The sequence below is a fragment of the Thermosynechococcus sp. HY213 genome, from assembly GCF_031460975.1.
In the GTDB taxonomy this organism is placed as follows: domain Bacteria; phylum Cyanobacteriota; class Cyanobacteriia; order Thermosynechococcales; family Thermosynechococcaceae; genus Thermosynechococcus.
The window spans coordinates 205,609-227,407 of record NZ_JAVKVB010000016.1 but is presented as its reverse complement, the minus strand read 5'-3'; the positions used below and the strand labels follow the sequence as shown (position 1 = coordinate 227,407).

The following is a 21,799-nucleotide window of genomic DNA, read 5'->3' as shown; positions in this document are numbered from 1 at the left end:
GCCAAGCTTCTAGGTCAGTCGTGCCACTACATCTATCGCTAGCTAAAGCGAGGTACCCGTTTTTCTAAACTATCGGGGACATCAGCGGAGAGGGGGGGATTCGAACCCCCGTTAGGTGTTACCCTAAACTTGATTTCGAGTCAAGCGCATTCAACCACTCTGCCACCTCTCCAAGGATCTCCAATCATAGCAAAGGTGAATGCCAAAGGCACACTTCGCGATTGACTCCGTCACGCTCCCCCTCAAGGCAATTCTGGCGGCAAACCCCTTTACGATAAAAGTATTCAGTTAACTTAAAACAACGACGGCATGGATATTAAACAGGGTTTTGTCGGCACCGTCGGGCAGACGCCGCTGATTCGCCTCAACTACTTTAGTGACCTCACAGGCTGTGAAATTCTCGGTAAGGCAGAGTTCCTCAACCCCGGTGGCTCTGTTAAGGATCGGGCTGCCCTCTACATTATTGAAGATGCTGAAAAAAAGGGCCTTCTCAAACCCGGTGGTACGGTGGTCGAAGGCACAGCAGGCAATACGGGCATTGGCCTAGCCCACATTTGTAATGCCAAAGGCTACAAGTGCCTGATTGTGATTCCCAATACCCAATCTCAAGAAAAAATTGATCTGTTGCGTACCCTAGGTGCCGAGGTGCGCCCCGTTCCCGCTGTGCCCTACAAAGATCCCAATAACTATGTGAAGCTCTCTGGCCGGATTGCTGCTGAGATGGAGAATGCCATCTGGGCAAACCAGTTCGATAACTTGGCCAATCGCCAAGCCCACTACGAAACCACTGGCCCTGAAATTTGGCAGCAGACCGATGGCCGCATTGATGCGTGGGTAGCAGCTACTGGCACGGGAGGCACCTATGCGGGGGTGGCGATGTACCTCAAGGAAAAAAATCCCGCGATTCGCACTGTGATTGCCGATCCCATGGGCAGTGCCATCTATAGCTATGCGAAAACGGGCACCCTCAGTAGCAGTGGCAGTTCCATTACCGAAGGCATTGGCAATAGCCGCATTACCGCCAACTTAGCAGGCGCTCCCATTGATGATGCGATTCAAATTGAGGATCAAGAGTGCCTTGAGATCATTTATCAACTGCTGCACTACGATGGCCTCTTTATGGGTGGCTCCGTCGGGATTAATGTGGGGGCAGCGGTACGCCTCGCCAAGGAACTCGGACCCGGTCACACAATTGTTACTGTGTTGTGCGATGGGGGTTCCCGCTATCAATCGCGGCTCTTTAATCCAGAGTGGCTGGCCAGTAAAGGGCTACGGGTGCCAGAGATTAAAAAACGTTAAGCCTTGGGAACAATGTCTGAAATAGAGGGGTCAGAAGGGGGCAAGTAGCCGCTAGGCGTGGGTGTGGACTTTACGCGAAATATTAGCCGTGAAAAAACAACGTTGGTTTCTCCTCTTTGCCAGCTTGGTCTGTGGGGTGGCGATCGCTCTCCATCCTGTGGCTGCACAGGCTCAAAATCTCTGGCAGCGGTTACTGTTGCAGGGGATTCAGGTCATCCAACTATCGAATATCTCGCCCCGCCAAGAGGTGGCCTTGGGGCAACAGATCCATGAGCAGATGCTGCGGCAAGGGATGCGCCTTGTTCGCAATCCCGCTGCGCAAAACTATGTGCATAGCATTGGTGACCGCTTGGTTAATGTCGGCGAACGTCGAGGTGTGCCCTACCAGTTTCACATCATCCAAGACCGCCAAGTGAATGCCTATGCCACAATGGGGGGCTTTGTCTATGTCACTACAGGGCTAATGCTGCGGGCGGAAAACGAGGCGGAACTAGCCAGCGTCATTGCCCACGAAATTGGCCACATTGATCAGCGCCATGTGATTCGTCAACTGCAACAAATGGCGATCGCCCAAGGCTTAATGACGGCTGCGGGCTTGGATCGCGATCGCGGGCTACAAATGGCCATGGAACTTGCCTTTCGACGTCCTCGCAGTCGTGAGCAGGAACTAGAGGCCGATCGCTATGGTTTGGGGCTATTGGCTCGCAGCAACTATGATCCACGGGCGATGGTGACATTTCTGCAGAAATTGCAACGGGAGGGAGGGGCACCGCCAACGATTTTGAGTACCCACCCTGCGCCGCGCGATCGTCAGTTGCTTGCTGAAAACTTAATTCGCTCTGGTTTGAGCAATGACTGTGTGGTTGCCCCCCAACCCCTGTGTGGCACCGATCCGGTGGTCTATCAACAACAACTGCGCTCCTTCTAATCTCACCTAACTAGCCAACAGATTGCGCCAGCGAGCATAGCGCCCCAAGGCCGTCAGCGGAAAGTGCTGCTGGTAGTAGTGGTACTTCAAGTAAAAGTGGCAGGGAAAGCCCGTGCCAGTGAAGTAATCCTCGTGCCATGTGCCATCGGCGCGCTGGGTCTGCAGCAGGTAGGCAATCCCCTTTTCAATGGCTGCTGTGGCGTAGTCTCCTGTGGCATCGCCAGCGGCCAAAAGGCCAATAATGGCCCAAGCAGTTTGGGAAGCGGTGCTATCGCCTTTGCCCTTGAGAGAAGGGTCGTTGTAGCTCCAGCAGGTTTCACCCCAACCACCATCGGCATTTTGACACTGCACCAACCACTCAGCGGCACGGCGAATGCGCCAGCGATCGTAGCGAGGGGCAACAAGGGAGAGGGCTGCCAACACCCCACTCGTGCCATAGAGGTAGTTCACCCCCCAGCGGCCAAACCAACAGCCTGCCGGTTCCTGCTCATGGCGCAAGTAAGCAAGGGCGCGATCGAGGGCACCACTGTCAAAGGCCAACTGACACCGCCCCACCATCTCCAGCACCCGTGCCGTGACATCAGCAGTATTCGGGTCAATCATTGCCTTGAGATCGCCGTAGGGAATGGCATTCAGCCAATCTTGGTCATTGTCCACATCAAAGGCTGCCCAGCCCCCCGGCCGACACTGCATTGAGGCAATCCAAGCGACTGCCCGCTCAATGGCTCGCCGTTTGAGGTTTTCATCAGGCAAGGTCACAGCATGAAGCGCCATCACCACCACCGCTGTATCATCCACATCGGGGTAGAAGCGATTCTCAAATTCAAAGGCCCATCCCCCCGGCTGACCTTTTTTGTTTTTTACGTGCCAGTCCCCATAGTCAAGGATTTGCTTGGACAGCAACCATTCGCCAGCTTTGACCAGGGCGGGATGATCGGGGGCGACGCCTGAATCCACCATGGCGCGCATGACCAAGGCAGTATCCCAAACTGGGGAGACACAGGGCTGCACGCGATACTCGGTGTCGGTTTCAATCGCAAAGCGATCCACTGCTGCCATCCCCCGCTGCACCATGGGGTCATCCACAGCATAGTCAAGGGCACGCAATGCCAATAGGGAGTTGAGCATCGCCGGAATAATGCCGCCCCAGTCGCCACTAGCTTCTTGACGCTCGAGCACCCATTCTTCGGCGGCCTTTAGCCCCTGTTCTCTGAGGGGATTAATGTTCAGGGTTTCAAAGAGCTTAAAAACGTGATCGAGACCAATAAAGACATCACTCCAGTCGCCTTGGCGGGGCAGTTCCCAGATCACATTTGCCCGCCCTTCGGCATAGAGTTCATCGAGGGTAATGGGCGGATCCATGGCATAAACGGGCTTGCGATCCATGACAATCAACAGCGGCACGGTGCTGCTGCGTGCCCAACTAGACATCTCATAAATAGTGAAGGGGCTACCCTCCGGCAGGAGCATGATCCAAGGGGGGAGGGAGGGAATCCCACGCCAGTCGTAGCAGCCAATGAGGGCAAGGTGCAGTTTGGTAAAGATGCGAGTTTTGCTAATGCCACCGCGAGCAAGGATAAATTGCCGTGCCTTCACCAAGGCAGGATCATCGGCGGGCACGCCCAACAGTCGCAGTCCCATGTAAGCCTCAACACTGGTGCTGAGATCGCCGCCATCGCCATAAAATAGCTCCCAACCGCCGTGATCCCGCTGATGGTTGCGCAAATACTGTTCCGCTTTGGCCAAGGGTAGCCGCTGTTCGGTGCCCCAGATTTTGTGGAGCAGGATCACCTCTGCGGTCATGGTCACATTGGACTCTAATTCTGCCCACCAGTAGCCCTCGGCATATTGCTGTGAAAAGAGAAAGTCTTGGCTGGCACGAATCGCCTGTTGGAGTTGCTTTGGGTCAATGGCAGCGGCAATTTGAGTTTGCATGATTCCTCGGCTGTTAGACTCTTGGTTAGTTTAGCGGGGGCGATCGCTCCCTCGCAAGCGGCACAGACTTGGGTTAGGATCAAGGCTATGTCTCTCCGTCAACACCAGCATCCCCTAATTCAGCGGCTCGCCGATCGCATTGAGCAGATTTGGCAAAGCACTTTGCCCTTAGCCCCCTATACCCTGCCTGAGGATCTCGGTTATGTCGAGGGCAAACTGGAAGGGGAGCGGCTAACGATTGAGAACCACTGCTACCAAGCGCCGCCCTTTCGCAAACTTCACCTTGAACTGGCACGGGTGGGGGAGAGTCTGGATATTTTACACTGTGTCATGTTTCCAGAGCCGCGCTACGATCTGCCAATGTTTGGCTGTGACCTCGTGGGTGGCCGAGGGCAAATTAGTGCCGCAATTGTGGATCTCTCGCCGGTGACGGGTGAGTTGCCCGCTGCCTATACATCGGCCTTAAATGCTTTGCCAAAACTCACCTTTAGTCAACCCCGTGAGTTGCCCCCTTGGGGACATATCTTCTCGTCCTTTTGCATTTTTATTCGGCCACAGGGAGACACTGAGGAACAGCAATTTCTCGATCGCATTGGTGAGTACCTCACGCTCCACTGTCAACTTAGCCAGCAAGCTGTGCCCACGGATCAGCCCGAAGCCGTGATTGCCGGCCAACGGCACTACTGCCACCAGCAACAGCAGAACGATAAAACCCGCCGGGTTCTGGAAAAAGCCTTTGGTGCTGCTTGGGCAGAACGCTACATGACCACCGTTCTCTTTGACTTGCCCCCTGCTGCCTAGAACCCCTTAAGGACTCTCTCCCCGATGAACCGCATCAGCCAGTGGATCGGTCAGATTCAGATTAAAGGAATAAGGAAACATTGGAATGTTGAGTCGTCAATTAGGGATCAATACCTTAGAAAACCGTCGAGAATCCCTTAAAAAATTTGCAGTAAAGACCCTGCAGCTGTTTGGTTCAGTGGCACGGGAGGAAGCTGACGCTGAAAGTGATGTTGATTTGTTAGTAGAGTTTGAAAGGCCTGTTGGATTATTTACCTTCATTGAGCTAAAAGAATATTTGGAGAAAATCTTAAGCTGTTCTGTTGATTTGGGCACACCCCAATCTTTACGTTCAAGGCTTAGGGAGGAGGTATTAAAGGAGGCGATTCGTGCCTTCTAGGAAGCTATGAGAACGCCATAGTTTAGCTGTCATTGGATCTGACAATGTGGCGCTGGCAAACCACTGACCTCGGGCGCTTTCTCACCTGCGATCTTTTGCAGGGGTTTCAGCATGGCTTCTTTACTCGCGATTGGCAAGGACAAGACCTCAGCACCCTCACCGCAGCCCTAGGCACGACAGCAACACCGCTACGGACACAACAGGTGCATGGCGATCGCGTGGCTTTGGCAGCAGAAGTTTTAGCCCGTGATGAACGATTGGCAGCGGATGCCCTTGTGGCCACAGGGTCTGATCAAGCCCTCTGGGTGTGTAGTGCCGATTGTGTGCCGCTACTCATTGCCGATGTGGGCAGTGGACGGGTTGCGGCGATTCATGCGGGGTGGCGGGGGACAGCGATCCAAATCTCTAGGGCCACGCTCCAGCAGATGCAAGCATTCGGCAGTGATCTTGCCAATTTACGGATTGCCATGGGGCCTGCGATTCGCGGTGAGGTCTATCAAGTGGGGCTGAATGTGGCCCGTGCCTTGGCGCAGACCATTCTTGAGGGGGTGACGGAAACCACTGACCGCGATGATCTTTACCAGCGTCTCGCTGCCTTAGACCCAGAGATGATCTTTCTTGATCCAGACCCTGAGCGACTTCGGGTGGATGTGGCACGGGTGAATCGCTTGCAATTGCTGCAATTGGGGCTAAGGGACGAGCAAATTGCCCTGTCTCCCCACTGTACGTTTCGCGATGCTGAATGCTTTTTCTCCTATCGCCGTGAACACCTCAAGCAGGTGCAGTGGTCGGGAATTATTAGTCGATTAGTATGATTGGCGTTGCCACGGGAGAATCCATTGCCCGCGCTTGGGGCGATCGCCACTGCCAGCACCCCGACTTTCCTGCCCTAGTCTGTGTTCTTGGCTTTACGGAAACGGCATTGATTCCCGGAATCTCGGCAGCGGGTCAAACCCCCAGCGATCGCCGAACCACAGCCCTAGCGGATGGCGAGTTCCTGCTGCGAGGCATTCAACCCTACTACCGCTATCCGCTGCCACCCCTGACGGCGGGTGCGTCCCCTGCTCTAATTAGTCGTGCCCTCATTGAGGCTTTGGCGTTGCCCCTCTACGTCTTTGATGCGGGTTTACCTTTGCCGCGTCTGCCCGAGATGATTGACTTGGGGGGCGCTCCGGCGCGCTGCCTAACCACGGCTGAAGCGATGACAGCCCAAACTGTAGCGCAGCTCTGGGAACAGGGATGGTCTTGGGGAGCCAAGCTCAGCAGCCAATATCCGTGGCTGATCATTGCTGAATGTGTCGTGGGCGGCACAACCACTGCCCTTGCCCTCTGTGAAAGTTTGGGCATCCCCGCTCGCGATTGTGTAGGCAGTAGTCATCGCCAGAGTAACCATGCCCAAAAGTGGTCACTCGTGCAACAGGGGCTTGCCCATCTCCCTGCTAATGCGGATCCTTTCACTTGTGTAGCAGCGATTGGCGATCCAATGCAGGTGGTGGTGGCGGCTATGGCCCTGCGGGCAAGTCAAACCTGTGGTGTGTTGCTGGCGGGGGGGTCACAAATGATGGCGGTCTATGCCTTTGCGCGAGCGATCGCCCAGTGGCGTCAGCTTCCTTGGTGTCCCGCACAAATCGTGGTGGGCACAACCCGCTGGCTGATTGAAGATCAAACGGCTCAGATTCACCGCTTGGCAGAGCGTGTTCAGTGTCCACTCATTTACACGCAACTTGATTTCAGCGCATCCCGTCATCCTGCCCTGCGTGCCTATGAACAGGGGTTTGTCAAGGAAGGGGTTGGTGCGGGGGGGTGTGCCATTGCTGCCCATCTGCTGGCGGGCTGGAGCAATTCAGACATGGTGCATATTATTGACAGGTTGGGCGATCGCTGGTCTAAAGGGATGTGATCTTCTTTGAGAGCGACTTTCATTGGGGAAAAGGGGGAAGTTACTGGGGATTCAGCCACTCGATACTGCCCGGAAGCTGTCTTAGAATATCGGTTTCGACTAAGATGAGGCGATCGCTCCGCCCTGAGCGACGGTACACAGGATATTTGCCTTGATGTTTTTTTAGAGCCTCTGTAGGTTGGGTCACTTGAACGGCGAGATCGACATTCTTTTGCACAAACGCTATCAGTGCTGTGCGCTGCACCAAAATAAATGAGTTCAACGTTTGAAAGGCAATATAGTCTGAGTGACCGCCAAACAACCAGCCTTGATCACGTACCCCCTGCAATTCTATCCAAGTGTATTGATCTTGGGGCTGCGGGTCTTGGCGTTGAATTTTCTTGACTGCCTTGATGTCCACTTTCAGGGACTCATGCCCCTTAATCAACAAACAATCCCAGTGCTCATGAATATCAGCAGCTTCGCTCGCGTGGTGAACTTGGAATCCCTGCTTGCGGGCAAGCTCTAAGAAGGCGTCCTCTGCTTTGAGACCACGTTTGAGATTTTCGCCCTGACCGTCATACTGGTTGGGTTTCATGGCTCACTTTCGGTTCCTTCATCTCCTCTCAGCGGTTCACCCATCGCCAACTGACAGGCCGCAAGACTGGCACTGCTGTACATCTGCTCTAGGGTGGCCATTAACTGCGCCACTTCACTGGGAACCTCATGGGGAAAGGGGGGTAACACGGATAGCACGGCATGGGGTTGACCACTGGGGACAAGCACCACTAACTCTGGGGGTAGGGGCTGGCGATATTGGCAAAAGGGAGCATCGGTTTTCGGTGGCTCATAGAGGGGTGGGGGGGTGGGCACCATAGAGGGGGTAGTCGCCGTTGCCCGATAGTGGCGCAGGCGTTGGAGAATCTCCTCTTTGGTTTTGCCCCGCAACTGAAAGAGTAAAAAGGGGTCTTCGTTGAAGTATTGCCCCAGCAAGTAATAAACCGCGCCAATATGTTTGCAGGGATTGACGGGGTCAGGGCAATTGCAGCGGCTATGGATGTCGAACTTAGTAAAGGGAAATAAACTCAATCCAGCTTGGGTAAAGACTTCTTCAATACTGGGGGGCAGTTCTCCCGCTAGGAGCTTCGCGGCATAGAAGGCTTTTTGTGCCATGCCGTCAATGGCATATTGCCACTGCTCTTCACTAAAGGCATCCAAATGCAGTTTGACGTGATAGGGTTCGGGAGCCGTGCCTTGAACTTGGGCATGGACTTGGTTGCCCTTGAATTCCAAGGTGAGCACCCGTCCTTCACGGACATAATTGCGTGCCCGCTCTAGGCGTCGGCGCCAGCCAAAGGACTCTAGCACACCAATCCAGCGTTCACTCCACCAATGTTGACGCCCTTGAGCACTGTCGCGATCGCCCGCTGCTACCTCAACGACGGGTTCAGAGGCTACCGTTGTCGCTGTAACATCAAGGGTGGTGGGAGATGACTGCTGCTTTTGCTTTTGTTTCAGACTGGCCGCTTTGCGGGTAATTTTGAGAATCTGAGGCTGTTTCATGGGGCATATCCCACGGCTATTCTTTCTATCATAGGCGGCTGGCCTAGAGGATGAGGTCAATTTCCCAGGCCGTAATATCCCACGTTTGCAAAATATACTTGCCCTGATGCTGCCGAATCAGCCAAAGGTGGCGATCGCCCGTAAAGCCGAGGCCACAAATCTCCTGCTCACTTTCAGCCGTGCCGACAATTTCGCCGCTGTGGGTCACTAAGTTCAAACGATGGCGACCCGCCACCACATAGCCCCAAGGCGTAGCACAGAGAAATTGGGGACGAAACCGCAGCCCCAAGCGTTGAATCCGCCAAGGCCGCAAATGGAGGAGCATCAATAGAGGTTGCTGCGGATGATCTTCAAACGCTGCTAGTTGCCATGGCTGGTGATGGGCCGGGGTAAACAATGTCAGGTGGGCAGGCAGTTGGCTGTATAGCCGCCAGTGTCCGCGGCGGTCAAAGAGTTGAAAATGGGTGGTGGCATGCTCCGTCTCAGGATGTTGGGAACGACTGATGACCAAGCCATAACGACGATTGAGGAGGAGTGTATCCACAAAAGCTCGTCCCTGCCATCCACAGCGGAGAGTGCGCTGTCCTTGACCATTGAGCAGTTGGACATGAAGTGTTAATTCTCCTGCATCATCAATCTGCGTTTCTGCACACCAATAACCAGTGGCGTCAATGGCTAATCGGTTCAGAGTGGAGCGAAGATGACACTCTAGGGGAATGATCCCGTCATGGATACAGAAAAGCTGCGGTGGCTGCCCTTGGATGCCCAGCCAAGCCCTCAATTCACCGCCATAGAGTTGAATCGGCAACGGTGGCAGCGGCCATTGGCCAATCACTTCAGGGTGAGATTCCTTGGCTTGCCAGGCCCACAGGCGATCGCCCACCACCCCATAGAACCTTGTGGCCGTACTAGCAACCTGTTGGGGCGGTATCGCTAAAGAATAGCCTTGGGGTTCCCCCAGCCAAACCGCCGCCGGTGACCTAGAGAACAACAACAGCTGCTCATGACGCTCTGCCTCGATCACCTCTAGGGCTAATTGCACCGCCATCGTCATTTCCGCTGCACTTTTATAGCGGCGCTGCGGTAATTTATCCAACGCTTTAGTAATAGTGCTCCGCACCAGAAAGGGCAAGCCTTCAGGAAGGGTATAGGGACGGCTAAGGTGGGCAGTCATGAGTTCAGCAGGTGTGCCGTGGAAGGGGCGATCGCCAACGATCATCTCGTACATGAGAATCCCCACTGCATAGAGATCCGAAGCGGGCATCGTCTGACCATAGAAACGCTCCGGCGCCATATAGGCAGGAGATCCCGTTTGACCGCTGCCCTTGACATCCTCAATGAGGCGTGCGACACCAAAATCGGACACCTTTGCCTGCCAGCCCGTAGCAGTCACCTCCAGCAGGATATTTTCCGGTTTGAGATCGCAGTGGAGAATGCCGCGATGATGGGCATAGGTCAAAGCTGCCAGCACATCCAGCGTAAGGCGCAAAGCGGTGGTCAGGGGTAAGGCCTGTTCTTGCTCTAGGAGCGATCGCAAGGTCCCCCCGGCACAATAATCCATTACCAAACTGCGGCTTACTTGGGAGCTATGGTGCACGCGAATATAGTCAATCGCCTGACAACCCACCACATGGGGATGCTGAAGCGTCAGGAGAAAATTCAACTCCCGCAAAAAGCCACGGGTCAGCAATTGCCGCTCGCTGAGCACCTTAATTGCCACCAGTTCACCCGACTCGCGATTGACCGCCAGATAAACTTGTCCGTACTGGCCTTGACCGGCTAGATCCACCAGCCGGTAACGGGAGGTTTGGGCAGCACGAGCCGTGGCCAACAAGGAGCCTCAACCATCAACGAAAAACATTTCTCAGAATGATTCGCAATTTTGCCCCTGTCAATGCAGGGTCAGCAGCAAAATGAATTGTCCCCTAGGAGAAGAGGATTTCTAAGGGTACCTCTTTATTGTCCTGTTCAATACTCCCCACTTCATGGATACGCTTGGCCAGATCCCGTGCCCGCTGATAACTGCTAATGTCCCCTTGTTCAAAGAAGAGCTTCGCCGCTGTGCGCAAATCCTCTACTGCTCCCTTGCGATCGCCCAAAGTTGAGCGCGCTACACCGCGATTGTGATAGGCCTTGGCATAGCTATCGTTAATTCGAATCGCTTCTGTGTAATCGAGAATTGCTGCTTCGGCATCCCCTAGACGCTGATGGGTCAGACCGCGATTGTAGTAGGCCTTGGCATGGCTGGGATCCACTTGGATCACTTGGGTATTTTTCTCGATTTCCCGCAAGCAATCCAGCACTTCCTCAATTTGTTTTTGCTCGGTGTCAAGAATGCGGGTGTAGTCGTGGAGATCCCGTGCCCCTTGGTTGAGTTGCATGACCTGTTTCTGCACATCCTCAAGGCGATCGCATACCTGACTCAGGGCCAAGGTAAGGCCGCCGACCTCTGACTGCTGCTGCCCTTGGGACGCCACCAATTCAGCAATTTTGGCCTCCTGTTGCTGCACAAAGGCTTGGAACTGGGCATCCAATTTTTTACGGCTCACTAAGTTTAAGCCCACCGCCAATGAGAGGGGCAAAGGAGCGATCGCTGTCAAAATGGCCTGTTGGGTCGCAGCCGCCGCCACCGACAACACAACCGTTAGCCCTGTTGCGCCCCATTCTAGGGGTGCTAGCCCCCTGCCCGATGGCGTGTCATGGGAATTCAAACTACGGTCTTCCATAAATGGTGCCTCCCTGAGGATGAAAATGAAGTGGTTGGTTAGGCATCCGACGTATTGGCGAGATATTGCCCCACCTGCACTTGGGTATCTTTCAGCTGGGTAATCATCGTGCGGGTAATGAGCTTGCCCGCTTCCACCAAGACGCGGCCATCGAGGGGGTGCAAAATATCCTGCTCAGCCCGCCGCCCAATCAAAGACTCAATATCTTCAACCGCGCTGACATACATCCCTGAGGGTAGCTCCACCACTACCCCCGGCCCCAGTACCCGTGCCTGACAGGCCAAGCGAGAGGTGGCATTTGCCGTTGTAATCACTTCAAGGGTGCGTTGCTCACGCTTACTGATCGGGGAGAGGCTCTCCATCCCCTCTTTGATATAGACATGGCAGGTGGCACACATCCCGCGCCCGCCACACTCCTTGAGCACATGGAGTTCAGAGTCCAATAGAGCAGACAGCAAATTGTCATTGGTATTAATCGTGGTTTCCCGCGAGATGGGTTCAAGTTTGACAACTTTGGCCACTGCTCTTTTCTCCTTTTAATGACGCATCGAGAGTTACTTTAGGATCATACTCAAGCGGCTTGAGTGCGACATAGCCGCTCCATAATCGTGTCATGATCCTGTCCCTCTTGCAGCCAAGCCTTAGCCGGTTCGACCCGCTCCCGCAAGCCCAAGACAAAGAGGTTATTGGTTGCCCCTAGGGTTTCACAGGCAGTTTGCACACAGTGGAGATCGCGACCGGTCAATTGGCTAAAGAAGGACTCTAAAATCCCCGCCTCGGCAGCGCATTGGGGCTGACCCGTATTTTTGGGAGCCGCCGCCGCAAAGGGGGAGTCCCACGTTTTCACCACCAAAAAGCCCTGCTGGTAGAAGCTCACATCGAGATCAATCGTGCCCCAACCGTGGGTCTTCCAGCATTCCTTGAGACACTGGAGAAACTCCACCATTTCCATTTCCGCAAGGGGACGGCGATAGTACTCGCTGACCTCCTCGACAAATCGGCGATAAAAGTTCTTGCCCCACCAGCGACCACAGTTAAAGAGAACCACCCCACTGGCCTGTCCCACTTCCTGATCGAGGCCGGCATAGATGGCTTGGAGCAAAATATCGGGTAGGGCAATCAGACGGGCACCTTTGCGGTTTTCAATCAGACCTGTTTCAAAATCCCCCTGTACATAAGCATCGGCAGCGTAGTAATTGCCGAGGATGATGGGGTCTTTGACCAAATCAGCAACGGAGATCATAGGGCATCCTCATTCGTAGGCATAACAAGCACTTTCAGCAGACTTCCAACCCTAACCTAGGCGTGGACAGAGACCACCGCTGGCAGACCCACAAGGGTCGCTTGGGCGTGATCCAACAGCGGCAAAATCAAGTCCTGCTCAGCCTCGGTGAGCATTTCCTTGAGGCGGGCACTGAGAAGCTCGTGGCAACTGCTCCATAGGGTTTGGGTTTGGTGGGTGTTGACCACTTTCGTGAGCCACTCGAGGAGCCGATGCTGCAAAAACTCGGGGTTATTCAGGAGCATGGCCATGGCGGCATAGCGCAGTAGGGCGATCGCTTGACGCAACACTTGCTCAAGGGTTTGGGGATTTTCGGTGGGGTATTTCTTTTGCAGAGTGTCGGCTACAGGCTGGAAGATTTCAATTTCATGATCCCGCAGAAATTCATAGGTACTCAACCGCTGTTGCAGAGACTCGATGTGGTGGCGGAAGACTTTGATGTCCACATTGCTGAGGTAGTTTTCTTCGGCTTTGTAGTAGAGATTCATTAACTCCGTGTGCATAGGGATCTCCTAAAACAGGTTTGATAAGTCTGAGAGGGTGACTTCGGGTTCCATGGGGGCAGGGGGCGGGGGTTCCACTTTCCTCAGTTGGGCAATCACGGGTTGGCCTGCCCAAGGAATACTGGCACAGAAGTCTTTGACCGACAGGCGCCAGAGGCACAGACTTGGCTCGAGGGAGATGGCTTGATCCGGACGGCCTTCCCAGTTGAGTTGGCGGAAGAAGGTTTCTACCGACCATGCAGCCCAAGGGAGGATAGGGGCAGCAACGGGGGGAGCCGCCATTTCCTCCTCTAGGGGGGGTGAGATCGCAGGCAAGATGACCTCAATCCCTTCCCAGTTCATGTGACCAAAGAAGTCCTTGACGCGGTAGCTGGGCCATTCTGTGGGACTCGTGGGAGCGATCGCCCCTTTGACCTCAAGCCCCAGCCAATTGACCCGCTGCCAAAATTCTCCTACTTTCAGGGATTGCCAGTTGAGAACCAAGGTTTCTGCGACCGGCTGCTGGTGCACCAAGCCCAGCCAGTTCAGTTCCTCAAAGAATTCAGCAACGGCTTGCTGTTGCCAATTACCGTTTCGGTTTTTCATAGACCAGTTCTCCACTGCGGAGCCGTTTTTCAATATCTTTGGCGGAGGCTCCTTCGTTTTGCCAGAAGGCAGCGGCATCAATGCGATCTTGCTTGCCGAGCAGGAACTTGCAGTAGGTTTCTCCCATAGCGTAGCACTGGATTTCAATACAACTGAGTTCTTTTTGAATCAGGCCGCTAAAGAAACCGGCAAAGAGGCCTGCGTAGAGGTGGCACACGGGTCGGCCAACATCCCCCAAGGTACGCGCCACAACCGAATCAAAGATGTTGATAAACATGAAGCCGTGTTTTTGCTCACTGAGATCCACTTCCCAGTTGCCCCAGCCTTGGGTTGTGTAGGGCCACCACCAAGCTTCGAGGACATAGGGAAGCCGCATTTGCTTGATCCCCTGCTCATAGCCATATTCGGTCGGGAACCATTTGGCAAAGAACTCGGCATCGCGGCGTCCCCATTCTTCACCAATTTTGTACATGACGACGCTGGAGGCAGGACCAACTTCCTCTTCAAGGCCTTCAATGAGGCCAATGACGAAATCTTCGGTGACGAGGAGGTTGCGGGCATTGTTCCAATCGGTGTAGGTACCGCGATCGCTATCGAATTCAAAGAAGTCCCAAAAGGCATAGTGATGGTGGCGTTTCGGGTATTTTTTGCGCAGGAGATGGTTAACACCATAGCGATCGCCAGTGGCGGCTTGGGGTCGGGAACTGGTCATGGTCATAGGGTGACTCCATCAAATAGCGTCAAGAATATTGACAAAGACAATTGGGAACTCAAGTCAAAAAAGCATAGAAGCCATCATTCAGCAAAAAGCAATTCGATGAGAAACACATCATGGTTCAACACAAAACAACGAATTCCACCCTCCCCTGCCTCAGCATTACTGCTGCTTAAATCATGACCGATCTATCTTTTCGGGGGCAGGTGTTCTTAATTGAATTTAGTAATCCTGTTACCACCCTTAATGTTTAATCTAGGGGGTTCATTTTGATGCTTTCCTCCGTAGGAATACGGATTTAGAGGAGTTGAATGTGCCTTAAAATGTGAAATCTTATGAAGACAGACACGCAGGCACTGACGTTTCAACAAAAAATTTATTGGTTAGTGAAGCAAATCCCCGTAGGACGTGTGGCCACCTATGGCCAAATTGCCGCCCTGTGTGGTTGGCCGCGTCATGCACGCTATGTGGGCTATGCCCTTTATCAAGTGGCACCGAATTCTGACATTCCATGGCATCGGGTGGTTAATGCCCAAGGCAAAATCTCCTACGCGCCCCAACGCCAAGGGACGGATGAGTTACAGCGCTGGCGCCTAGAGGCAGAGGGGATTATTTTTGAGGCGGGCGATCGCATTAACTTGAGGCGCTACCAGTGGCAACCGTCGGTTATAGTTGATGAGCTGTTGATCGCCACAGAAACCTCAGCGGTAGGGTAAGTCTCCTTGCAGTTTCGCTCACTATAAACCCGGTATCATAGTCCTTAGTGCCGCTGCACCTGTGAGTTTGCTATGACGGTTGCCTATTTTGACTGCCCTGCTGGGGTGGCAGGGGATATGTGTCTGGGTGCCCTCCTTGATCTGGGGGTTCCCCTCGACTACCTCCAAAGCGAATTGGCAAAGCTCGGGATTGCCGATGAGTTTGAGTTGACCACAGAAACGGTGCAGCGCAAGGGACAGCGGGGATTAAAAGCACAGGTGCATCGGCGCGATCGCCACTCCCATCACCATCGCCATTGGCCAGACATTGCAGAGCAAATCCGTGCCGCCCACCTCAGCGATCGCGCCCGTGACTGGAGCCTCAAGGTTTTTGAAGCCTTGGCCATTGCTGAGGGCGCCGTGCATGGCATTGAGCCAGAAAAAGTACATTTCCATGAAGTGGGAGCGGTAGATGCCCTCGTGGATATTGTCGGCACCTGCTTGGGGTTGGATTACCTCGATGTTAGTCACATTTACTGCTCGGCGCTACCCACTGGGGGCGGAACGGTCAAAGCGGCTCATGGTCAACTACCAGTCCCTGTTCCTGCGGTCTTACAACTGTGCCAAACCTACCAAGTGCCCCTCTATAGCAACGGCATTGCAAAAGAACTGGTCACGCCTACGGGAGCTGCCTTGGTTTGTGCCCTGAGTGAGGGCTTTGGGGCACCGCCAGCGATGACATTGAAACGGGTGGGCTTAGGCGCTGGGAGTCAAGAGTTGCCCCTACCGAATCTCTTGCGTCTCTGGTTGGGAACCCTGTCGAACTCAGCAGAAACAACTACGGCAAAAACCATTGTCGAACTGCAAACCCAACTGGATGACATGACACCCCAAGCCCTCAGCTATACTCTTGAACAACTTTATGCTGCTGGTGCGATTGAGGTCTTTTACCAACCCATTACGATGAAAAAGTCACGCTTGGGGGTGTTGCTCACGGTGCTGTGTCCCCCCAGTGCAGAGGCCGCCTGTGTCCAGACCCTCTTTCGCGAAACAACGACGCTGGGGCTGCGGCGGCAGGTACAGGAGCGCTATATCCTTGAACGCCAAATCAAAACCATCACAACATCCTTTGGTGAAGTACGGGTGAAAATAGCCGAACACCGAGGACAGCGGCTCAATGTCCAGCCCGAATACGAAGACTGTGCCGCCCTTGCCCGTCAGCATCAGCAACCTTGGCAGGCCATCTATCAAGAAGCCTTGGCCGTAGCTCAGCAACTGTGGCCTTTAAGCTAGCTTGGGTTTAATAAAGACAATGGCCTGTTTCCAAATAATGGTGGGTTGATCGTAGTGATCGACAACGCAGAGGCAATTCATATCCTGCCAGCGCACCTTACCAACCACGAGATCACTGGTGCTGAGCTTGACTTCAACCTCGGTGCTATCTTTAATGAAGGTCTGCAACTGGCGAATGCTGGGCAGTGCCGTATTGAATTCGTCGGTCATTGGTTTCCCCTCTCGTACCTTTTTAATTCTATGAGCCTATCTTTTCAGAAGTACCAAGGGTTAGGAAACGACTTCCTCCTCATTGACAACCGCCATCAGGAAGAGCTGCTCTTAACCCCAGAACAAGCGCAACACTGGTGCGATCGCCACTTTGGCGTGGGCGCCGATGGCGTCATTTTTTTGCTGACAGGCACGGGGGATACCGACTACCGCATGCGGATGTACAATGCCGATGGCTCAGTGGCCGAAATGTGCGGTAATGGCATTCGCTGTTTGGCCAAGTTTATTTTTGCCCTTGAGGGTCGCTCCGCCGGCGAAATCGTGCGCTACCGCATTGACACCCTTGCCGGTCTCATTGTGCCAGAGGTACAAGCGGATGGTCAGGTAACGGTGGATATGGGCAAACCCCAACTCTTGGCGCAGCAGATTCCCACCACCTTGGCAGCCGCAGATCAAAAGGTGATTGATGTGCCCCTAATGGTGGGCGATCGCCCGTGGTTGGTGACGTGTGTGAGTATGGGAAATCCCCACTGTGTCACGTTTGTCGAGGATGTTGCTGCGGTTGATCTGGCAACCCTTGGCCCACAGTTTGAACATCACCCCGTTTTTCCCCAGCGTACCAATACTGAGTTTGTCCAAGTCCTAGGGAGCGATCGCCTGCGGATGCGCGTCTGGGAACGGGGAGCGGGCATGACCCTTGCCTGTGGAACGGGAGCCTGTGCTACTCTCGTCGCTGCCGTCTTGACCCATCGCCTGAGTCCTGTGGGCGATCAAGCCCAAGCCACGGTTGAACTGCCGGGGGGAGATCTCCATATTCGCTGGGATTTGCCTAGCCAACATTTGTATATGACCGGGCCTGCCCTCGCAGTCTTTAGCGGTACCTTGCCTTAGGTGAGTTATGACCCGTCGGCGACAACTGTGGTATTACCCTCTTTTTCAGATTCCCCTCATTCTTTTCATAGGCTGTGTCCTGCTGGCGCTGCTCTTCTCACTGTTGAATTGGGGACGCCCTAGTGTCGCCGTTGTCCTCTCCCTTGATCTCAGCGGCAGTACGTTTGGCAATAATCCGTTGCAATTTAATCAACCCCAAACTGTAATGGCGCAGCAGGTGCTCGCTGCCAAGCTCTACTTGCAACGCAACCAACGGGAACTCACCAACCCCAACGAAGTCATGATCCACGGCTTTGGCCGCAATGTGGTGTTCCTGACGCCGCGGTTTGAGACCAATAGTGATCTGCTCCTCACCCAATTGGATCAAGCCCTCAATCGCAGTGACTTGCTTGCCCAAGTGGATCCCAGTGCCACCAATCTTTCGGGGGCGATCGCCATGGCCACCCAACAACTGCAACAGATCTCGAATCGCTGCCGCCAACTGCTCCTCATTACCGATGGGGAAGCCCCAGTAGATGCAGGCGTGGTGGCCAATGCCCGCCAACAACGAGTCAAAATCAACGCCATTGTTGTCGGTGATCATGCTCCGCAACTGGCCGCCGCTACCCAAGTCACAGGTGGGCAATACCGCTCTGCCCCCGTCGCCATTCTCGAAGAACTGGTGGGTCAAACCTTTTTTGAGGGCTTCAATAGCAACGCCCGCTGGCCAATCTTTTGGGGCGGAATAGCCGTCATTTGTTTTATGTGGCTCTTGGTCTTGCCCTTGGATCGCTGGGTGTTGCAGGGATGGTTGCATCTGCCGATGAATCTGGCGGGTCAAATTGCCTTGCTCAATGCCTTTTTCTGGACAGTGGCAATTCCCCTTATTCTCTGGCGATTTCCGGGCTGGCCCTTTGTACAAACCTGTTGAGGAGCAAGGATGAAGCGTCGCTGGTGGTTCTTGGTGTGCATGGTTGCCCTAGGATTGATGCTGGGCGGTACCCAAGGGAATTGGGAGTCCTTGGCAGGCACCGCAAACCTGACGCGCCAGAATATCCAACTGCCAGCAGCAGTGCATTATCCGTTGCCCCCCTCCCTAGCTGAGATTCCTAGGAAAGGTGAGGACTATTTTGATGAAGTCCAAGCGGTGGAAGTGGGCTATCTACTGTGGACAGAGTTCCCGGTCACCGTTGCCATTGAACCGCCGCCGTGGGATCCGAACCATGTGTGGCAAGCAGCGGCAGAACAGGCCGTAAAGGAGTGGTCCGCCTATTTGCCCCTAAAAATTGTGGATGCCAGCCTGGCGGCGAATATTCGCTTGCTCTCGCAGCGACCCACGGATCAAAATAACCGCCGCGCCCGCTTTGCTGAAACCAGCTACGAACTCTTTGTGGATAGCCAAGGGGTGCTGCGCCATCGCTGCCGTGTCGTGGTGCGTCCGACTCAAGCTGCCAAGTTTGTCCTTGCAGCGCTGCGCCACGAACTGGGTCATGCCCTCGGCATTTGGGGACATAGCCCCCTACCCACTGATGCCCTCTATTTTGCCCAAGTGGCGGATCCGCCCCCCATTTCACAGCGGGATGTGAATACCCTGCGGCGGGTCTATGAGCAGCCGACACGGTTGGGACAGCGGCTAGCGGAGTTGACCCCCCATGGATGACTTGATCCTTTGGGGCATCCTATCGACGCTGACGGCGCTGGGGCTATGGCTAGAGCAGCGTTTTCCCTGGGCAGCACGCTTGGGGTCTGCGCTGATTGTTTTGATTCTGGCTGCCATTTGTGCAAATTTGGGTCTTATTCCCCAACAATCGCCGGTCTATGACACGATCTACGGCACCATCACCTCCTTGGCGATCGTCTGGCTACTACTGCTGGTGAATTTACAGGATGTGCGGCGCTTGGGGCGATCGGCGCTGTTGGCCTTTGGCCTGGCCAGTTGTGGAACCTTGGTGGGCGCTCTCCTTGCAGGTGTGCTGTTCCATCGTTGGTTTTTGGGGGATACCCCCCGCTTGGCGGGCAGTTTGGCGGCTAGTTATATTGGCGGCAGCATTAACTTCGTGGGGGTTGGGCGTGCCCTCAACCTTTCGGATTTGCTCTTTAGTGCGGCCACGACGGCGGATAACCTGCTCACGGCAGTTTGGCTGGCGATAACCCTTACTCTACCCTCGCTATTAGCCCGTTTTTATCCTTCACGGGATGCAGAGGCAACTGTTAGAGTGATGCCGCTACCGACGACCTCAGCGATCGCTCCTGTGGATTTGGCCATTCTCCTCAGCTTGGCCATAGCTATCTTGGTCTTGTCAACGGCACTGCATCAGTTTTGGCCGCTGATTCCCACCATTGTCTGGCTCACCACCCTCAGCTTGGCGCTGGCGCAATTCAAATGGATGCGCTACCTGCGGGGCACGGGCGCTTTGGGAATGTTTGGCCTGAATCTTTTTTTTACGGTGATTGGTGCCGGTACCCATGTGCCCTCGCTCATTCCGGTGGGACTGGAAATGATTCTCTTTACCACCATGATTGTGTTTACCCACGGTCTTGTCACCTTCGGCCTTGGGGCACTCCTGAAGTTGGATGTGGAACTGCTTGCCCTTGCCTCCCAGGCAGCTGTTGGCGGACCAACCACAGCCGTTGCCCAAGCCACGGGTCGGCATCAACCCCAGTTAATGGGGGTCGGGATTACCTTGGGACTGCTTGGCTATGCGATCGCCAGCTATTTGGGACTGGCGCTTGCCCAAGTTCTTGGCTGGATGGGTTTAGGGTAAACTAACCAGAACAAATAAACTCAATTCCAAGCGGGTCAAAAGGGCTTGCAGTTGTTGCCGTGCCACCCTTGGTTCAATGGGTTCTAGGGTGAGGGGGTCGAGGGGAGCCAAGCGTTGATAGCGATCGCACAGCTCTGGAAAGGGAAGGGGCTGATCAAACAAGGGCAGCAGTGTTGCCAATCCCAGCGGATCCACATAGACCGACGTGGGACTAGAAAAGGACATAAATGTGCCCAAGTCTACAATCATGCGGTCATTGAGATACCCTAGCCATTTTTCCTTGATTGCCTCAGTGCGCAGTTGCGGATGGAGATAAATCGTACTTTGATCCCACTGCTCCTCAGACCATTCCCCTAAGTCGGGTACCGCGGCACGGGGTTGCGGACTACACCAAAAATCCAAGAGGCGATGCACGGGATGCAAAAGTTCATACATCTCCAATTGCACTGCCTGGGGCACATCGGGCAAGCTCAGCGCTAAAAAGGTGGGCAGGTTCTCTGGGTCTTTGAAGAGATCCACCAGATTCCAGTGGCGCCAGTTAACCATGGAAATGAATTCCAGACCCGCTGCTTCTAGGTATTGAAAGAGTTGGGGAATCGTGCTGCCCTTATCGCCCACCAGTAAATGATTCGCCAAGAGGGTCTCATTACTCTCCTCCTTCTCATAGTGCGGGTTCCAAGCGCGAACCTTCAGATCGACACCATCCTTGAGTTCTTTCATGATCTCGCGGACAATGTCCATTTCCATTTCTTCGGGGTTGTCGTCCATCAAGCCCATCAGCTTAAAGAGGTTTTGGGCACGAAAGTAGGGGAAGCGTTGCAGCGCACTGTGGAGATTGGCGCGCAAGATACCATCGGGCTTAAGGACACTTTTGAGGGCATTGAGGCCTGCGACGGGGTCAGGCAGCAGATACAACACCTCATCGCAATTGATGTAGTCAAACTGCTCGCCCCAACTGGGTAAATCCAAAATGGAGCGCGCCTCAAAGTAAACGTTGTCAAAGTGATGGAACTTGAGTCGCTCTGCCGCTAACTTCACAGACTCAGGGGACAGGTCAATACCGACAATTTCCGCGCCGGGGTTGGCGATCGCCAGCACTAAGGACTTATAGCCAGTGCCACACCCGGCATCGAGAATCCGCTTGCCCTTGGTCTCTGGCACCCAATGATCCCGCACATAAAAGGCGGTCACCAAATCGTGGACAAAGAGAACATTCGGCTCATCCTTGGGAGTTTTGTCAATGGCAACACGGGGATAGGGGCCATAGTCAAACTGGCGGCGAATTTTCTCTAGATCATCCGTAGCAGCCATCTATTTCTCCCAAGTGGTTCGTTTCTCTGTCAAATTAATCCTACAGAATGATGGCGCTGG

General features: G+C 54.2%; 24 protein-coding genes and 1 tRNA gene. 12 read left to right on the top strand and 13 right to left on the bottom strand.

All coding sequences use genetic code 11. The features are described from left to right. Window positions 1-85 precede the first annotated feature (85 nt). Window positions 86-172, bottom strand: a tRNA-Ser gene (locus RHK62_RS10700). A 137-nt stretch (window positions 173-309) separates the two neighbouring features. Here RHK62_RS10700 and RHK62_RS10695 point away from each other — a divergent pair. Together RHK62_RS10695 and RHK62_RS10690 are read left to right on the top strand one after the other, a co-directional pair. Further along, the gene (locus tag RHK62_RS10695) at window positions 310-1,299 is read left to right on the top strand and encodes a cysteine synthase A (protein WP_206199891.1); all 990 of its coding nucleotides are present in this window, start codon (window positions 310-312) and stop codon (window positions 1,297-1,299) included. A gap of 88 nt (window positions 1,300-1,387) precedes the next feature. Continuing rightward, the gene (locus RHK62_RS10690) at window positions 1,388-2,227 is read left to right on the top strand and encodes a M48 family metallopeptidase (RefSeq protein ID WP_302678110.1); all 840 of its coding nucleotides are present in this window, start codon (window positions 1,388-1,390) and stop codon (window positions 2,225-2,227) included. Window positions 2,228-2,233: 6 nt separating this feature from the next. Here the strand turns inward: RHK62_RS10690 and shc are convergent, their stop codons facing one another. Further along, window positions 2,234-4,162 carry a squalene--hopene cyclase gene (gene shc, locus RHK62_RS10685; RefSeq protein ID WP_310453706.1) on the bottom strand — a complete coding sequence of 643 codons (1,929 nt, stop codon included), beginning with the start codon at window positions 4,160-4,162 and terminating at the stop codon, window positions 2,234-2,236. A gap of 87 nt (window positions 4,163-4,249) precedes the next feature. Between shc and RHK62_RS10680 the strand changes: the two genes are divergently transcribed. The 4 genes from RHK62_RS10680 (at window position 4,250) to cobT (ending at window position 7,242) form a co-directional block, all read left to right on the top strand. Next, window positions 4,250-4,963, top strand: a complete 714-nt coding sequence (locus RHK62_RS10680; protein ID WP_302678108.1) for a phycocyanobilin:ferredoxin oxidoreductase — start codon at window positions 4,250-4,252, stop codon at window positions 4,961-4,963. Between the two features lie 85 nt (window positions 4,964-5,048). Continuing rightward, window positions 5,049-5,342: a nucleotidyltransferase family protein gene (locus RHK62_RS10675; RefSeq protein ID WP_302678107.1), complete on the top strand. Its 294-nt coding sequence runs from the start codon at window positions 5,049-5,051 to the stop codon at window positions 5,340-5,342. A 44-nt stretch (window positions 5,343-5,386) separates the two neighbouring features. Further along, a complete protein-coding gene (pgeF, locus tag RHK62_RS10670) occupies window positions 5,387-6,157 on the top strand; it encodes a peptidoglycan editing factor PgeF (protein WP_310438179.1) in 771 nt (256 codons plus the stop codon). Continuing rightward, window positions 6,154-7,242 carry a nicotinate mononucleotide-dependent phosphoribosyltransferase CobT gene (gene cobT / locus RHK62_RS10665; RefSeq protein ID WP_206199885.1) on the top strand — a complete coding sequence of 363 codons (1,089 nt, stop codon included), beginning with the start codon at window positions 6,154-6,156 and terminating at the stop codon, window positions 7,240-7,242. Before pgeF ends, cobT begins: the two co-directional genes overlap by 4 nt. A gap of 40 nt (window positions 7,243-7,282) precedes the next feature. Here the strand turns inward: cobT and RHK62_RS10660 are convergent, their stop codons facing one another. The 9 genes from RHK62_RS10660 to RHK62_RS10620 all read right to left on the bottom strand — a co-directional run bounded on the left by RHK62_RS10660 (window position 7,283) and on the right by RHK62_RS10620 (window position 14,598). Then, window positions 7,283-7,819: a hypothetical protein gene (locus RHK62_RS10660; protein WP_310438180.1), complete on the bottom strand. Its 537-nt coding sequence runs from the start codon at window positions 7,817-7,819 to the stop codon at window positions 7,283-7,285. Continuing rightward, window positions 7,816-8,784: a metal-binding protein gene (locus RHK62_RS10655; RefSeq protein WP_302678105.1), complete on the bottom strand. Its 969-nt coding sequence runs from the start codon at window positions 8,782-8,784 to the stop codon at window positions 7,816-7,818. The genes RHK62_RS10660 and RHK62_RS10655 overlap by 4 nt, the downstream gene beginning before the upstream one ends. Window positions 8,785-8,827: 43 nt before the next feature. After that, window positions 8,828-10,615: a serine/threonine-protein kinase gene (locus tag RHK62_RS10650; protein WP_310453705.1), complete on the bottom strand. Its 1,788-nt coding sequence runs from the start codon at window positions 10,613-10,615 to the stop codon at window positions 8,828-8,830. A 94-nt stretch (window positions 10,616-10,709) separates the two neighbouring features. Further along, window positions 10,710-11,510, bottom strand: a complete 801-nt coding sequence (locus tag RHK62_RS10645; protein ID WP_206199882.1) for a tetratricopeptide repeat protein — start codon at window positions 11,508-11,510, stop codon at window positions 10,710-10,712. 38 nt (window positions 11,511-11,548) lie between these two features. Further along, window positions 11,549-12,031, bottom strand: a complete 483-nt coding sequence (locus RHK62_RS10640; RefSeq protein WP_206199881.1) for a 2Fe-2S iron-sulfur cluster-binding protein — start codon at window positions 12,029-12,031, stop codon at window positions 11,549-11,551. A gap of 50 nt (window positions 12,032-12,081) precedes the next feature. After that, entirely contained in the window at window positions 12,082-12,753 is a 672-nt protein-coding gene (locus tag RHK62_RS10635; RefSeq protein WP_206199880.1) for a V4R domain-containing protein, read from the bottom strand. A gap of 56 nt (window positions 12,754-12,809) precedes the next feature. Beyond that, entirely contained in the window at window positions 12,810-13,295 is a 486-nt protein-coding gene (locus RHK62_RS10630; RefSeq protein ID WP_310438183.1) for a phycobilisome protein, read from the bottom strand. Between the two features lie 9 nt (window positions 13,296-13,304). Next, window positions 13,305-13,880, bottom strand: coding sequence for a hypothetical protein (locus tag RHK62_RS10625; RefSeq protein ID WP_310453704.1), 576 nt, complete (start codon window positions 13,878-13,880; stop codon window positions 13,305-13,307). Next, window positions 13,861-14,598 carry a V4R domain-containing protein gene (locus RHK62_RS10620; protein ID WP_206199877.1) on the bottom strand — a complete coding sequence of 246 codons (738 nt, stop codon included), beginning with the start codon at window positions 14,596-14,598 and terminating at the stop codon, window positions 13,861-13,863. Before RHK62_RS10620 ends, RHK62_RS10625 begins: the two co-directional genes overlap by 20 nt. 332 nt (window positions 14,599-14,930) lie before the next feature. Here RHK62_RS10620 and RHK62_RS10615 point away from each other — a divergent pair, with 332 nt between their 5' ends. Both RHK62_RS10615 and larC read left to right on the top strand, forming a co-directional pair. Further along, window positions 14,931-15,311, top strand: a complete 381-nt coding sequence (locus tag RHK62_RS10615; protein ID WP_149818723.1) for an MGMT family protein — start codon at window positions 14,931-14,933, stop codon at window positions 15,309-15,311. A 72-nt stretch (window positions 15,312-15,383) separates the two neighbouring features. Next, entirely contained in the window at window positions 15,384-16,583 is a 1,200-nt protein-coding gene (gene larC / locus RHK62_RS10610) for a nickel pincer cofactor biosynthesis protein LarC (RefSeq protein WP_310453703.1), read from the top strand. Here larC and RHK62_RS10605 read toward each other — a convergent pair. Further along, window positions 16,575-16,793, bottom strand: a complete 219-nt coding sequence (locus RHK62_RS10605; protein ID WP_149818719.1) for an Hfq-related RNA-binding protein — start codon at window positions 16,791-16,793, stop codon at window positions 16,575-16,577. The genes larC and RHK62_RS10605 overlap by 9 nt on opposite strands. A gap of 30 nt (window positions 16,794-16,823) precedes the next feature. On the opposite strand from RHK62_RS10605, the gene dapF reads away from it, so the two are divergent. The 4 genes from dapF to RHK62_RS10585 are packed head-to-tail and all read left to right on the top strand — an operon-like array spanning window position 16,824 to window position 20,428. After that, the gene (dapF, locus tag RHK62_RS10600) at window positions 16,824-17,684 is read left to right on the top strand and encodes a diaminopimelate epimerase (RefSeq protein WP_206199874.1); all 861 of its coding nucleotides are present in this window, start codon (window positions 16,824-16,826) and stop codon (window positions 17,682-17,684) included. 7 nt (window positions 17,685-17,691) lie between these two features. Further along, window positions 17,692-18,594: a VWA domain-containing protein gene (locus RHK62_RS10595; protein ID WP_310453702.1), complete on the top strand. Its 903-nt coding sequence runs from the start codon at window positions 17,692-17,694 to the stop codon at window positions 18,592-18,594. A gap of 9 nt (window positions 18,595-18,603) precedes the next feature. Next, the gene (locus RHK62_RS10590; RefSeq protein WP_206199872.1) at window positions 18,604-19,323 is read left to right on the top strand and encodes a peptidase; all 720 of its coding nucleotides are present in this window, start codon (window positions 18,604-18,606) and stop codon (window positions 19,321-19,323) included. Then, window positions 19,316-20,428 carry a DUF819 family protein gene (locus RHK62_RS10585; RefSeq protein WP_310453701.1) on the top strand — a complete coding sequence of 371 codons (1,113 nt, stop codon included), beginning with the start codon at window positions 19,316-19,318 and terminating at the stop codon, window positions 20,426-20,428. Before RHK62_RS10590 ends, RHK62_RS10585 begins: the two co-directional genes overlap by 8 nt. Here the strand turns inward: RHK62_RS10585 and RHK62_RS10580 are convergent. Beyond that, complete coding sequence (locus RHK62_RS10580; protein ID WP_206199870.1) at window positions 20,420-21,739, bottom strand: class I SAM-dependent methyltransferase; 1,320 nt, start codon at window positions 21,737-21,739, stop codon at window positions 20,420-20,422. The genes RHK62_RS10585 and RHK62_RS10580 overlap by 9 nt on opposite strands. Between the last annotated feature and the right edge of the window lie 60 nt (window positions 21,740-21,799).

Bases quoted from the DNA above. Each gene is read 5' to 3' on its own strand.
- RHK62_RS10695 (WP_206199891.1), top strand. From the start codon at position 310: ATGGATATTAAACAGGGTTTTGTCGGCACCGTCGGGCAGACGCCGCTG.
- shc (WP_310453706.1), bottom strand. From the start codon at position 4,162: ATGCAAACTCAAATTGCCGCTGCCATTGACCCAAAGCAACTCCAACAG.
- RHK62_RS10680 (WP_302678108.1), top strand. From the start codon at position 4,250: ATGTCTCTCCGTCAACACCAGCATCCCCTAATTCAGCGGCTCGCCGAT.
- RHK62_RS10675 (WP_302678107.1), top strand. From the start codon at position 5,049: ATGTTGAGTCGTCAATTAGGGATCAATACCTTAGAAAACCGTCGAGAA.
- pgeF (WP_310438179.1), top strand. From the start codon at position 5,387: ATGTGGCGCTGGCAAACCACTGACCTCGGGCGCTTTCTCACCTGCGAT.
- cobT (WP_206199885.1), top strand. From the start codon at position 6,154: ATGATTGGCGTTGCCACGGGAGAATCCATTGCCCGCGCTTGGGGCGAT.
- RHK62_RS10660 (WP_310438180.1), bottom strand. From the start codon at position 7,819: ATGAAACCCAACCAGTATGACGGTCAGGGCGAAAATCTCAAACGTGGT.
- RHK62_RS10655 (WP_302678105.1), bottom strand. From the start codon at position 8,784: ATGAAACAGCCTCAGATTCTCAAAATTACCCGCAAAGCGGCCAGTCTG.
- RHK62_RS10645 (WP_206199882.1), bottom strand. From the start codon at position 11,510: ATGGAAGACCGTAGTTTGAATTCCCATGACACGCCATCGGGCAGGGGG.
- RHK62_RS10635 (WP_206199880.1), bottom strand. From the start codon at position 12,753: ATGATCTCCGTTGCTGATTTGGTCAAAGACCCCATCATCCTCGGCAAT.
- RHK62_RS10630 (WP_310438183.1), bottom strand. From the start codon at position 13,295: ATGCACACGGAGTTAATGAATCTCTACTACAAAGCCGAAGAAAACTAC.
- RHK62_RS10625 (WP_310453704.1), bottom strand. From the start codon at position 13,880: ATGAAAAACCGAAACGGTAATTGGCAACAGCAAGCCGTTGCTGAATTC.
- RHK62_RS10620 (WP_206199877.1), bottom strand. From the start codon at position 14,598: ATGACCATGACCAGTTCCCGACCCCAAGCCGCCACTGGCGATCGCTAT.
- RHK62_RS10615 (WP_149818723.1), top strand. From the start codon at position 14,931: ATGAAGACAGACACGCAGGCACTGACGTTTCAACAAAAAATTTATTGG.
- larC (WP_310453703.1), top strand. From the start codon at position 15,384: ATGACGGTTGCCTATTTTGACTGCCCTGCTGGGGTGGCAGGGGATATG.
- RHK62_RS10605 (WP_149818719.1), bottom strand. From the start codon at position 16,793: ATGACCGACGAATTCAATACGGCACTGCCCAGCATTCGCCAGTTGCAG.
- dapF (WP_206199874.1), top strand. From the start codon at position 16,824: ATGAGCCTATCTTTTCAGAAGTACCAAGGGTTAGGAAACGACTTCCTC.
- RHK62_RS10595 (WP_310453702.1), top strand. From the start codon at position 17,692: ATGACCCGTCGGCGACAACTGTGGTATTACCCTCTTTTTCAGATTCCC.
- RHK62_RS10590 (WP_206199872.1), top strand. From the start codon at position 18,604: ATGAAGCGTCGCTGGTGGTTCTTGGTGTGCATGGTTGCCCTAGGATTG.
- RHK62_RS10585 (WP_310453701.1), top strand. From the start codon at position 19,316: ATGGATGACTTGATCCTTTGGGGCATCCTATCGACGCTGACGGCGCTG.
- RHK62_RS10580 (WP_206199870.1), bottom strand. From the start codon at position 21,739: ATGGCTGCTACGGATGATCTAGAGAAAATTCGCCGCCAGTTTGACTAT.